Origin of the sequence: Herbaspirillum frisingense (assembly GCF_047325095.1) — a bacterium.
GTDB lineage: Bacteria > Pseudomonadota > Gammaproteobacteria > Burkholderiales > Burkholderiaceae_D > Herbaspirillum > Herbaspirillum frisingense.
The window spans coordinates 2,212,481-2,224,135 of sequence record NZ_CP168558.1; the positions used below are offsets into that span (position 1 = coordinate 2,212,481).

Consider the following 11,655-nt stretch of genomic DNA (forward strand, 5'->3'; position numbering starts at 1 on the left):
ATGGACAAGAACCACATGCAAGGTCTTTTCGCCGATGCCAAGGGCGTCACCTCTTCCCTGTGCGGCCTGATGCTGGCGCTGGCCAGTGCCACCTGCGTGGCGCAGGCACAGGGGGCGACTGCCGCCAGCCCTGAAGCGGCTTCTCGGTCGCTGCCGGTGCCGGCAGCCACGGCACCGATGGCCGCGACACCTTCGACATCCTCGGCCACACCGGCAACCTCGGCCGCGCCCATGAGCCGCGAGCGGTTTGATGAGCTGGAAGCCCGCGCACCGATTACCACGCGTTTCCCGGCCGGCAGCATCAAGTCCGACGAGCAGGCACAGAAGGCACTGGACGAAGCTGCCGAAGACCGGCAGGCAATGGACCTGCGTTACATCCTGGACCAGCGCGCCTGCTACCCCAAGTTCCTGGTGGCGGATTGCCTGGAAGCAGCACGCGACCGCAAGCGTCTGGCTGAAAAGCGCATCAAGCAGGTCGAGTACGAGGCCAAGGTCTTCCAGCGCCAGGCGACGGTGGACGACCGTGACCGTTCCCTGGCCGATCAACGCGCCAAGGATGAGCAGGACGCCGCCCGCCGCCAGCAGGAACAGAAGGACAAGGAAGCCAGTTCCGCACGCAAGGTGGAGGAAAGCAACGCCAAGAACCGCGAGGTTCAGCAACGTATCGACCAGAACAAGGATGTACCGGCCGATTACCGCGTACGTCAGCATGAAGCCGAAGTGCGTCGTCAGCAGGCCGAGGAGGCCGCCCGCGCACCTGAGCGCGCAGCCAATGCCGCGCAGCGCCAGCGGCGTATCCAGGAGGCGGAAGAGCACCGTCTGGAAGTGGAGCGCAAGAAGGCCGAGAACGAGCGCGAACGTGCCGAACGCAAGAAGAAGCAGCAACAGGATTCGTCGACCACTGCTCCGGCAGCCAAATAGCTGCTCAAGCAGGGTGGCGACCCAGCGGTACGCGCGCGTCGATTGGCGCGCGCGTGCCACTGGATTACACTAGCAAGCACATCCGCAACCAGCCAGCCATCATGACCAGTACGCATCGCGAAGATATCCAGCGCCGCATCATCGAACTTGAAGTCGAGCACCGTGATCTCGACAGCGTGATCGACATGCTCATCCGCGATGCCCGTTCCGAGGATCTGCAATTGCGACGCCTCAAGAAGCGCAAGCTGCAATTGAAGGATCACATCGCCCTGCTGAAGATGCAGCTGGTTCCCGACATCCCTGCCTGAGCGCCTGTTGCTGGCGCTGCCACCGCTGCGTGCGCCCACCGATGAGGCTCTTCCTCGAATTGCCGCGAGTGCGGCGCTACCGCTTTCTCACCACTTCGAAGTGACCGGCCGAGTCCGCGTAGAATAGCGGCTTCTTCCATTGACGTGCTGAAGCCGCAGGTAGCTGATCAAGCCTGCCTTCCCGTTTTTTCTACAGGTTTGCCGCAGTGACTGCTCCAGAAACTCCCACCGATATCGTCGATAGCAGCGCCAGCATGGTTCCCGCGGGTGACGAGGATGCGTCTCCTGGCGTACACGATGCCGAGATCGATCGCCTCTTCGGTGCCGGCGGTCCGCTGGGTGGTGCCGTGGGCAGCTACCGGCCACGCCATGCCCAGACCGAGATGGCCAAGGCCATTGCCACGGCCATTGCCGAGCAGGGAACGCTGATCGCCGAGGCCGGTACCGGGACCGGCAAGACCTTCGCCTACCTGGTCCCCGCCTTGCTGTGGGGCGGCAAGACCATCGTCTCCACCGGGACCAAGACCCTGCAGGACCAACTGTTCAACCGCGACATTCCTACCGTGCGCAAGGCGCTGCATGCGCCGGTGTCGGTAGCGCTGCTGAAGGGCCGCAGCAATTACGTGTGCCATTTCCACCTGGAGCGCACGCTGCAGAATGGCCGCCTGACCGCGCGCGAGGATGTCGGCTATCTGCGCGAGATCTCCCGCTTCGTCAAATCCACCTCGTCGGGGGACAAGGCCGAACTGACCAAGGTCCCCGAGACCGCCTCCGTGTGGAACCTAGTGACCTCGACCCGCGATACCTGCTTCGGCGCCGAATGCCAGTATTACCAGGATTGCTTCGTCATGAAGGCGCGCAAGGAAGCGCAGCAGGCCGACGTGGTGGTGGTGAACCATCACCTGTTCTTCGCCGACGTCGCCCTGAAGGACAGCGGTATCGCCGAGCTGCTGCCCTCGGCCAATACGGTGATTTTCGACGAGGCGCACCAGTTGCCGGATACGGCCACGCTGTTCTTCGGCGAGACCATCTCCACCTCGCAGATCCTGGAGCTGTGCCGCGATGTGCTGGCTGAGGGCCTGAGTCATGCCCGCGACGGCGCCGACTGGGCGCGCCTGGTGGCACCGGTGGAGCGCGCTGCGCGTGATCTGCGCCTGGCGTTCCCGGAGGATTCGATCCGCCTGGCGCTGAACCAGATCGCCCCGTCCAGCGCTTTCTTCCCGGCCCTCGACACGCTCAAGGATTGCATGGACGATATGATCGCCGTGCTGGACAAGCAGGCAGAGCGTGCCGAGACCATCGAACAATGCCGCGACCGCGCCAATGAGTTGCTGCGTCAGCTGGAAAACTGGGGCACGCCCGACGAAATCGCCAAGGCACAGGCGGAGGCGGCCGCCAAGGCGAGCGCTGCCGCCAAGTCTGAAGGTGAGCCTGGCGAGCCTGGCGAAGCCGGCACCGAGCCTGCCCAGAAGCCTTTCTATGTGCTGTGGATCGAGGCCTTCCAGTCGTCGCTGCAGTTGCATCGCACACCCCTGTCGATTGCGCCTATCTTCAACAAGCAGCGGGAAGGCACCCCGCGCTCATGGATCTTCACTTCGGCCACTTTGGCGGTGAAGAAGGATTTCAATCACTATGCGGCCCAGATGGGGCTGTGGAACGCGCCGGCGCAGTCCTGGCCCAGTCCCTTCAACTATGGCGAGCAGGGTCTTCTGTATGTGCCGCAGAACCTGCCGCAACCCAATTCCTACGAATACACCGACGCCGTCATCGACGCCGCTCTGCCCACCATCGAAGCTGCGGGTGGGCGCTGCTTCTTCCTGTGCACCACGCTGCGCGCCGTCAACCGTGCCGCCGAACGCTTGCGGGCGGAGTTCGAGGCGCGCGGGCACGCGTTTCCCCTGTTCGTGCAGGGCGAGGCCGGTCGGACCGAGCTGCTGGACCGTTTCCGCGCCGCTGGCAATGGCGTGCTGATCGGCAGCCAGAGTTTCTGGGAAGGCGTGGATGTACGTGGTGACGCGCTGTCGCTGGTGATCATCGACAAGCTGCCGTTCTCGCCGCCGGACGATCCGGTGCTGGCAGCGCGGATCAGCGAGATGGAAAAGCAGGGCTTGAACGGTTTCGTGCATCATCAGTTGCCGGCGGCCATCATCAATCTCAAGCAAGGTGCCGGACGCCTGATCCGGGACGAGGGGGATCGCGGGGTGCTGATGATCTGCGATCCGCGCCTGATCACCAAGAACTACGGCCGTCGCATCTGGCAGAGCCTGCCGCCGTTCAAGCGTACCCGCGAGCTGGAGGTGGTACAGGCCTTCTTCCGCGAGCAGGATGAGCGCCGGGCGGCCGCTGCAGCGGGCGAGGGCAACGGCCCGGAAGCCGGCTGAGATGGCCGACCTCACCTCCCTGGTGCCGGTACGGGCCTCCGCGCTGATGGTAGGCAAGCCGGCGCCCTGGCCGATCTACAACGAAGCCGGCAAATTGTTGCTGGCGCGCGGTACCTTGATCGACACTGCCGATCAGTTGGCTGGGCTGATCGAAAACGGTCTCTATCGCAATGCCCGCTGGATCGCCGAGCCTGATACCGAGTCGGTGCCGCTGCCGCAGGCGCGTGACGTACTGCGCCGCAAGCAAGGTGGCAAAAAGGCGGTCAAGCCCACGGCAAACGTGCGTGGCCAGGAAAGTGTGATCACGCTGGACGAGGTGCGCTGGAATATCGGTGACACCCTGTGGCTGCAGTTTGCCGACGATGCGACCCAGCGCTATGCAGTCTCGCTGGTGGGCTGCCTGCCCAATCGGAGCATCCTGGTCACCGCGCCACAGAAGGAGGGCAAGCAGCTCTTCGTGCGCGATGGCCAGCCCTTTGTGGTGCGTGCCCTGACGGGGCGTCGCGCCTATGCCTTTGCAGCCCAGTTGCTGAAGTACCAGCAGACACCGTTCGTCTACCTGCATCTTTCACTGCCCAAGGAAATACGCTCCACCGTGATCCGCCAGGCCACGCGGGTGGCGGTGGGTGCCGAAGGCTATCTGGCGCTGGACGGTGCCAATCCGCTGCCGGCCAGCGTGATCGATCTCAGCCTGGGCGGGGCCTCGCTGGTGGCGACCTCGCTGTCGGGCAAGGTGGCGGCGCAGAAGGGCGTGGTGGGGCAATTGCGCTTCGTGGCGGCCGTGGCCGACCAGCAACTGAGCCTGGACCTGCGGGTGGTGCTGCGCGCCGTCGAGGCGCTGGGCGAGGCTGATTTCCATCAGTACGGCGTGGAGTTCTCCGGCCTGAGCGTGCGCGACAAGCTGGTGCTTGCGGCCTATGTCTACCAGGAACTGAGCCAGCAGGAGTAGGGCCGCAGCAGGGTGCCAAGAATGTCGCTGGCGGGGGCTGCCCAACGCCCGGCTTCGGTTAAAATTCAGGCCATGAAAATCCTCATCAGCAACGACGACGGCTACCTCGCCCCGGGCATCAACGCCCTGGCGGAGGCACTTGCCCCCATCGCCGACATTACCGTCGTCGCGCCGGACAGCAACCGTTCCGGCAGCTCCAATTCCCTGACCCTGGATCGTCCGCTGTGGGTGGAGCAGGCCGCCAACGGCTTCTACTACCTCAATGGCACGCCATCCGATTGCGTCCACGTGGCGTTGACCGGCCTGCTCAAGGAGCGTCCGGACCTGATCGTCTCCGGCATCAACCAGGGCCAGAACATGGGCGACGATACGCTGTATTCGGGCACCGTCGCGGCGGCCACCGAGGGTTTCCTGTTCGGGATTCCATCGATCGCGTTTTCGCAATTGCACAAGGGCTGGGCCGAGCTGGATGCGGCGGCGCGCATCGCCCGCGAGATCGTGGAGCGTCGCTTCGACGCCCTGCCGCAGCCGTATCTGCTCAATGTCAATATTCCCAACCTGCCGTATGCGCAGATCAAGGGCAGCCTGGCCACGCGCCTGGGCAAGCGGCACATGTCCGAGCCGGTGCACAAGCTGACCGATCCGCATGGTCGCGACCTGTACTGGATCGGTCCGGCCGGGGCCGCTCGCGATGGCGGTGAGGGAACCGATTTCCACGCCACCGCCAATGGCTATGTCTCGATCACGCCGCTGCAGATCGACCTGACCCACGCCACCCAGCTGGACAACCTCAAGAAAGCGCTTGCATGAGCGACAAGTCCAGCCGCTTCCCGCTGAGCCTGTCCTCGGTGGTGGACAAGAAAAAGACCTCTGGCGGCGGCCGGGATGCGGCAGGCCGGCCCCAGGCGACGACCCAGACTGCGGCCAAGAATGCCGCCCAGTCATCCCAGCGGGCCGCGCTCAAGCCGGTTCAGCAGGGGCTGGCACAGGCCCTGCGCGCGCCGCCGGTGCCACCACGGGCTCCGGTGGTTCCCGCCCAGCGTCTGCTCAGTGCCGCACCGGCGCCGCGTACGGCGATCAAGAACGTCATGACGGTGACCCAGACCAACGATTCCCACCATGCCTCGCCGCTGGCCTCGGAAGCCGTGCGCAAGGCCATGGTGGCGCGCGTGGCCAAGCAGGGCGTGGCCGATGCCAAGGTGCTGGCAGCGATGGAGGCGGTGCCGCGGCACATGTTCGTGGAGCCGGGCCTGGCCAGCCAGGCCTATATCGACGCTTCGTTGCCGATCGGCCATCACCAGACCATTTCCCAGCCCTACATCGTGGCACGGATGATCGAGATCATGCGCCAGAACCGCCACGGCGGACGCCTGGACCGCGTGCTCGAAATCGGCACCGGCTGCGGTTACCAAGCCGCAGTGCTATCGCGGGTGGCCGGCGAAGTCTATTCGATCGAGCGCATCAAGCCCCTGCATGAACTGGCCAAGACCAATCTGCGTCCATTGCGGATAGCAAATATCCGCTTGCATTACGGAGATGGTATGCTTGGCCTGCCGCAAGTGGCGCCTTTCGACGGCATCATCCTTGCCGCAGCCGGACTGGAAGTGCCGCAGGCCCTGCTGGAGCAGTTGGCCATCGGTGGCCGGCTGGTCGCCCCGGTGGGCGAACGTCAGCAAGTGCTGGAATTGATAGAACGCGTCGGCCAGCGTGATTGGCGGCGCAGTACCCTGGAACAATGCCATTTCGTGCCGTTACGGCCGGGTACGGTGTGATGCGGTCGCCCCGGCAAGGGGCGATGGTCACAGGTGGCAGGCAGCATCGGCGGATATCAGGATCCGCCAGGCATCATCGAAACAGGGAACGGGCGGCAACAAGCACAAGCATCCAAGCCGCGGATCGATGAAGAGAGCGGATGGGCAGGCAAGGGGGCCGCATTTCCCTGATGAACTTCTGGCGCTGGCTGCGTGTCAACTAGCGTCGTACAAAATCTTACGTAAGAGCATGAAGAAAATTCGTTTGGCTGTATTGGGCAGTGTCGTCAGTTTGCTGGCCGCCTGCGGCTCGACACCGAATCAGCAGCCGGCGCCCGTCGTCGACCGCACCACCAGCACCGTCAAGCCAGTGGACAATGCCGTCGTGCCACCGGCTCCGGTTCCTTCTGGGCGTGGCTATTACACGGTCAAGAAGGGCGATACCCTGTATCGCATCGCGCTGGATGTCGGGCAGAACTGGCGTGATATCGTGGCCTGGAACAACCTGACCAACCCGAACGACATCAAGGTCGACCAGGTGTTGCGGGTGGCGCCGCCTGATCGCGTCGGCGGTGCGCCGCAGACCGCTGCCGTGGTCGCGGCACCGGGCGCTGGTCTGGATGTGAGGCCGCTGGGCGCGCCGGGAGCAGCGGCGCCCGCAACGTCAGCGCCGATGGCGTCGGGCGGCAACAAGACCGGGCCGCGTGGTGACAAGCGTGCCTATTCGGACAGCGCCCTGGCCGAGCTGGAAAAGCCGGATGCAGCCCCGGCGGCGGCTCCGGTGCCTCCGGCAGTGGCCACGGCCAAGCCGGAGGCTCCGCATGCCGCCGACAAGCCGGCAGCAGCAAGCCAGCCGGCAGCCGGTGACGATGAGGGTGTGTCCTGGATGTGGCCGGCCGACGGCAAGGTGGTCGGGACCTTCGAAGGCGGCAAGAAGGGGGTCGATATTGCGGGCAAGGACGGTCAGTCGGTGCTGGCGGCCGCCGGTGGCAAGGTCATGTATGCCGGTAGCGGTATTCGTGGCTATGGCAACCTGGTGATCATCAAGCATACCAACAACCTGTTGTCGGCCTATGCCCACAACAAGACCATCCTGGTGAAGGAAGGCCAGAGCGTGACCAAGGGTCAAAAGATCGCTGAGATGGGTAAATCCGACAGCGACAGCGTCAAGTTGCACTTCGAGATCCGCCAACAGGGCAAACCTGTTGATCCCTCCAAATACTTACCGCCACGTTAGCGTATGACAAGCAATCGCCGCGATCACTTGCCAGACCAGGACCCTCGCGAAGAGGACATCGACGATCCCATTGATGAGATCGATGAACCGGAAGTGATCGATGGCGATGCCGATGCGGCCGCCGAGCAGCCCCAGGAAGCGGCACCCGCCGAGGGAGTGGACGAGCTCAAGAAGGTGCTGGCCGCCGAACTCTCCACCGACACCACCCAGCACTACCTCAACAAGATCGGCGCCAAGCCCTTGCTGACGGCCGCCGAGGAGCTGCATTTCGCCACCCTGGCCAAGCAAGGCCAGTTCGAGGCGCGCCAGAAGATGATCGAGCACAACCTGCGACTGGTGGTGTCGATCGCCAAGCACTACATCAATCGTGGCGTGGCCCTGCTGGATCTGATCGAGGAGGGCAACCTGGGCCTCATGCGCGCCATCGACAAGTTCGAACCCGAACGCGGTTTCCGTTTTTCCACCTACGCCACCTGGTGGATACGCCAGAGCATCGAGCGCGCCATCATGAACCAGGCGCGCACGGTGCGCCTCCCAGTCCACATGGTGCGCGAGCTGAACCAGATCCTGCGCGCCAAGTACCACCTGGAAGCACAGCATCGAGATGGTCGCGATGCCGGGGCGGAAGATATCGCCCATCTGGTGGGGCGGCCGGTGGAAGAGGTGCAAGACGTGCTGGCCTTGTCCGAACATGCGGCCTCGCTGGACACGCCGTTGGACAACGATCCCCAGGCCAGTCTGATGGACCTCTTGCCCAGCGCGGTGGAGGAGCATCCCGATACCCGTGCCGAAAGCCAGGAAACCGCTTTGCTGATCCGGGAGTGGCTGAAGAGCCTGTCGGAAAAGCAGCGGGTGGTCGTGGCCCGTCGTTTCGGCCTGGATAACGACGATCCCTCGACCCTGGAACAGCTCGCCGGCGAGATGGGCATCACCCGTGAGCGGGTGCGCCAGGTGCAGCAGGAGGCACTGGTCAAGCTCAAGCGGCTGCTGACTTCGCGTGGAGTGGGTCGGGACGCCCTGTTCTGAGTCGACCTGCGGGGCGTGGCCCATCTGCGCTCCTGCTGAATTTTCGCTGATTTCTTTCGATTTCCTTCATCCAGCCGCGTCCGGATGTGCGACGCGCTTCCCTCCCGGTCCCGGATCGCGGACAATACCGCTTTTGTTTTCGGCCGCGGACTTCGGTCCCACCCAGTGGTTTCCCTCATGCAACAAGACATCATCATTGAAATCAAGTCGCTCGATATGGACGGGCGCGGCGTTGGTCATCTCGAAAACGAGGATGGCACGCAAGGCAAGGTCATCTTCGTCGAAGGTGCGCTGCCCGGCGAGCGGGTCAGTTTCCAGTCCTATCGCAAGAAACCGAAGTGGGAAGCCGGCGAGATGACCGCGCTGCACCGTGAGTCCTCGCTGCGGGTCAAGCCGCGCTGCGACTATTTCGGCACGTGCGGTGGCTGCGCCATGCAGCATCTGGAGCCTTCGGCCCAGGTTGCCATGAAGCAGCGCGTGCTGGAAGACAATCTCTGGCATCTGGGCAAGACCAAGGCAGAGGTCATGTTGCGGCCCATCTATGGTCCGACCTGGGGTTACCGTTACCGCGCCCGTATTTCGGTGCGCCATGTGGCCAAGAAGGGCGGGGTGCTGGTGGGCTTCCACGAAAAGCGCTCTTCCTTCATCGCCGATATGAAGACCTGCGAGATCCTGCCCCCGAATGTCTCGGCCATGCTGGTGCCGCTGCGTGAGCTGGTGGCCGCGCTGACCATCCGCGACCGGATGCCGCAGATCGAACTGGCGGTGGGCGAGGGTGATGATGGCAACAAGGTTACCGTACTGGTGTTGCGCATCATGGAGGCCCTGGCCCCGGCCGACGAGGTCTTGCTGAAGGCCTTCGCCGACCAGTACCGGATCGAATGGTGGTTGCAGACCAAGGGGCCGGACACGGCCGCGCCGTATTACCCGGCCCAGTCGAAGTTGCAGTACACCTTGCCTGAATTCGGCATCCGCATGCCTTTCAAGCCCACCGATTTCACTCAGGTCAATCATCAGATCAATCGCGTGCTGGTGGCGCGTGCACTGCGCCTGCTGGATGTGCAGCCGCAAGACCGCGTAGCTGACCTGTTCTGCGGTCTGGGCAACTTCACGCTGCCCATCGCCACGCTGGCGCGTGAGGTGGTGGGTATCGAGGGCAGCACGGCCTTGACCGAGCGCGCCCTGGACAATGCCAAGGTCAATGGTGTGGATGCCAAGACCAGCTTCTACTGCCGCAATCTCTTCGAGGCCAAGCCCGAGGATTTCGTGGCCCTGGGCAAGTTCGACCGCATGCTGATCGACCCGCCGCGCGAAGGTGCCATGGAAGTCTGCAAGGCCCTGGTGGAGTTGCCACCGGAGCAACAGCACCTCAAGCCCAAGCGTATCGTCTACGTCTCCTGCAATCCCGCTACCCTTGCGCGCGATGCCGGAATGCTGGTCCATCTGGGCGGTTATTCACTCAAGTATGCGGGCGTGGTGAACATGTTCCCGCACACCGCCCACGTCGAGTCGATCGCGGTGTTCGACCTGCCGGAGTAAGGCCGGGGTCGGTTGATCCGGCGTACCAATGAAAAAGCCGGCTTGCGCCGGCTTTTTTGTTGCTCAGAATGCAAGAGGCAACGTTTGTCAGTCGCGGTTGCCGCCCACGATACCCAGGATCGACAGCAGGTTGGCGAAGACGTTGTACACGTCCAGGTAGATCGCCAGCGTGGCGGAGATGTAGTTGGTTTCGCCGCCGTTGACCACCTGTTGCACGTCAAACAGGATGTAGGCCGAGAAGATGGCGATGGCCACCACCGAAATGGTCAGTTGCAGCGCCGGCAGGTGCAGGAACATGTTGGCCAGCGAGGCGACCAGGATCACCAGCACGCCCGCGAACAGGAATTTCCCCAGGCCCGAGAAATCACGCTTGGAGACGGTGGCGATGGTGGCCATGCCGCAGAAGATGATCGCGGTGCCGCCGAAGGCGGTCATGATCAGCCCGGCGCCGTTGGAAAAGCCCAGCGTGAACTCGATCAGGCGCGACAGCATCAGGCCCATGAAGAAGGTGAAGCCCAGCAGGAAGGCCACGCCCCAGCCGGAATTCTTGGTCTTCTCGATGGCGTAGAAGAAGCCGAAGGCGATCGCCAGGAACAGCACGAAGCCGATCATCGGGCTGGCGGCAAAGAGGTTCAGGTGCATCTGCACGCCCAGCCAGGCGCCCAGCACGGTCGGGATCATCGACAGCGCCAGCAGCCAGTAGGTGTTGCGCAGCACGCGGTTGCGGGTGGCCAGACTCGTGGTCGAGTGGCCGAAGGTCGTGTCCAGTTGGTTCATGTGTCCTCCGAAGCGTTGAATGCGAGCCAGAGAATAACACGGCGGCTCGTTGTTAAGACAAGTCTTCCCTCCTCATGGTTCGCGCCCACTTTGCTGACTTGTTCTGCCACTTGAACCGACAAGCAATGCCCCACTGCAGTGCACGCCGCGAAAGATGTGTGCCAGACATCTCAAAGGAGGTGAATTGACATGATATCTGATGGTTTCATGCTAAAATACAAGGTTCATTGAATTATCAATTCTTGGCTTTAAGCCATTATTTTTATTGGAGTTTTTCTCATGGCAATTGAACGCACCCTGTCGATTATCAAGCCCGACGCCGTCGCCAAGAACGTGATCGGCCAGATCTACACCCGTTTCGAAAACGCTGGCCTGAAGGTCATCGCTGCCCGTATGGCACAACTGTCGCGCGCCGAGGCGGAAGGCTTCTACGCCGTGCACCGCGAGCGTCCTTTCTTCAAGGATCTGGTGGACTTCATGGTTTCCGGTCCGGTCATGATCCAGGTGCTGGAAGGCGAAGGCGCGATCCTGAAGAACCGCGACCTGATGGGCGCTACCGATCCGAAGAAGGCTGACAAGGGCACCATCCGCGCCGACTTCGCCGACTCCATCGATGCCAACGCCGTGCACGGTTCGGACGCTGAAGAAACCGCCAAGGGCGAAATCGCCTATTTCTTCCCGGCGCTGAACGTCTATTCGCGTTAATCTGTTCCTGTTTTCCATCGGTCTTCCGGATCGGAGCGGAAACCGGCGCTGCAATTCCTGT

11 protein-coding genes are annotated in these 11,655 nt (G+C 63.2%); 10 read left to right on the top strand and 1 reads right to left on the bottom strand.

Features of this window, described 5'->3' with window-relative positions:
• From ACEOAC_RS10320 to rlmD, 9 genes are all read left to right on the top strand, one after another.
• The gene (locus ACEOAC_RS10320) at positions 1-921 is read left to right on the top strand and encodes a hypothetical protein (RefSeq protein WP_413443384.1); all 921 of its coding nucleotides are present in this window, start codon (positions 1-3) and stop codon (positions 919-921) included.
• Positions 922-1,022: 101 nt separating this feature from the next.
• Positions 1,023-1,229, top strand: coding sequence for a YdcH family protein (locus ACEOAC_RS10325; protein WP_006463294.1), 207 nt, complete (start codon positions 1,023-1,025; stop codon positions 1,227-1,229).
• 254 nt (positions 1,230-1,483) lie between these two features.
• A complete protein-coding gene (locus tag ACEOAC_RS10330) occupies positions 1,484-3,610 on the top strand; it encodes an ATP-dependent DNA helicase (RefSeq protein ID WP_413443386.1) in 2,127 nt (708 codons plus the stop codon).
• 1 nt (position 3,611) lies between these two features.
• Positions 3,612-4,559 (top strand): flagellar brake protein, encoded by a 948-nt coding sequence (locus ACEOAC_RS10335; RefSeq protein WP_006463296.1) that lies wholly within the window; start codon positions 3,612-3,614, stop codon positions 4,557-4,559.
• 72 nt (positions 4,560-4,631) lie between these two features.
• Entirely contained in the window at positions 4,632-5,369 is a 738-nt protein-coding gene (gene surE, locus ACEOAC_RS10340) for a 5'/3'-nucleotidase SurE (protein WP_006463297.1), read from the top strand.
• On the top strand, positions 5,366-6,331 hold the full coding sequence (locus ACEOAC_RS10345; protein ID WP_413628822.1) for a protein-L-isoaspartate(D-aspartate) O-methyltransferase: 966 nt from the start codon (positions 5,366-5,368) through the stop codon (positions 6,329-6,331). The genes surE and ACEOAC_RS10345 overlap by 4 nt, the downstream gene beginning before the upstream one ends.
• Positions 6,332-6,560: 229 nt before the next feature.
• The gene (locus ACEOAC_RS10350; protein WP_241812550.1) at positions 6,561-7,547 is read left to right on the top strand and encodes a peptidoglycan DD-metalloendopeptidase family protein; all 987 of its coding nucleotides are present in this window, start codon (positions 6,561-6,563) and stop codon (positions 7,545-7,547) included.
• A gap of 3 nt (positions 7,548-7,550) precedes the next feature.
• Entirely contained in the window at positions 7,551-8,573 is a 1,023-nt protein-coding gene (rpoS, locus tag ACEOAC_RS10355; protein ID WP_077235660.1) for an RNA polymerase sigma factor RpoS, read from the top strand.
• A 177-nt stretch (positions 8,574-8,750) separates the two neighbouring features.
• A complete protein-coding gene (rlmD, locus tag ACEOAC_RS10360) occupies positions 8,751-10,112 on the top strand; it encodes a 23S rRNA (uracil(1939)-C(5))-methyltransferase RlmD (RefSeq protein ID WP_006463301.1) in 1,362 nt (453 codons plus the stop codon).
• An 87-nt stretch (positions 10,113-10,199) separates the two neighbouring features.
• Here rlmD and ACEOAC_RS10365 read toward each other — a convergent pair whose 3' ends face one another.
• Positions 10,200-10,889 carry a Bax inhibitor-1/YccA family protein gene (locus tag ACEOAC_RS10365; RefSeq protein WP_077235658.1) on the bottom strand — a complete coding sequence of 230 codons (690 nt, stop codon included), beginning with the start codon at positions 10,887-10,889 and terminating at the stop codon, positions 10,200-10,202.
• A 279-nt stretch (positions 10,890-11,168) separates the two neighbouring features.
• On the opposite strand from ACEOAC_RS10365, the gene ndk reads away from it, so the two are divergent.
• Positions 11,169-11,594: a nucleoside-diphosphate kinase gene (gene ndk / locus ACEOAC_RS10370; RefSeq protein ID WP_077235657.1), complete on the top strand. Its 426-nt coding sequence runs from the start codon at positions 11,169-11,171 to the stop codon at positions 11,592-11,594.
• The last annotated feature ends 61 nt before the right edge of the window (positions 11,595-11,655 follow it).

What these genes read in the sequence shown, in the direction of transcription:
- ACEOAC_RS10335 (WP_006463296.1), top strand. Translation starts at nt 3,612, where the DNA reads ATGGCCGACCTCACCTCCCTGGTGCCGGTACGGGCCTCCGCGCTGATG.
- rpoS (WP_077235660.1), top strand. Translation starts at nt 7,551, where the DNA reads ATGACAAGCAATCGCCGCGATCACTTGCCAGACCAGGACCCTCGCGAA.
- ndk (WP_077235657.1), top strand. Translation starts at nt 11,169, where the DNA reads ATGGCAATTGAACGCACCCTGTCGATTATCAAGCCCGACGCCGTCGCC.
- ACEOAC_RS10325 (WP_006463294.1), top strand. Translation starts at nt 1,023, where the DNA reads ATGACCAGTACGCATCGCGAAGATATCCAGCGCCGCATCATCGAACTT.
- surE (WP_006463297.1), top strand. Translation starts at nt 4,632, where the DNA reads ATGAAAATCCTCATCAGCAACGACGACGGCTACCTCGCCCCGGGCATC.
- ACEOAC_RS10365 (WP_077235658.1), bottom strand. Translation starts at nt 10,889, where the DNA reads ATGAACCAACTGGACACGACCTTCGGCCACTCGACCACGAGTCTGGCC.
- ACEOAC_RS10330 (WP_413443386.1), top strand. Translation starts at nt 1,484, where the DNA reads ATGGTTCCCGCGGGTGACGAGGATGCGTCTCCTGGCGTACACGATGCC.
- rlmD (WP_006463301.1), top strand. Translation starts at nt 8,751, where the DNA reads ATGCAACAAGACATCATCATTGAAATCAAGTCGCTCGATATGGACGGG.
- ACEOAC_RS10350 (WP_241812550.1), top strand. Translation starts at nt 6,561, where the DNA reads ATGAAGAAAATTCGTTTGGCTGTATTGGGCAGTGTCGTCAGTTTGCTG.
- ACEOAC_RS10320 (WP_413443384.1), top strand. Translation starts at nt 1, where the DNA reads ATGGACAAGAACCACATGCAAGGTCTTTTCGCCGATGCCAAGGGCGTC.
- ACEOAC_RS10345 (WP_413628822.1), top strand. Translation starts at nt 5,366, where the DNA reads ATGAGCGACAAGTCCAGCCGCTTCCCGCTGAGCCTGTCCTCGGTGGTG.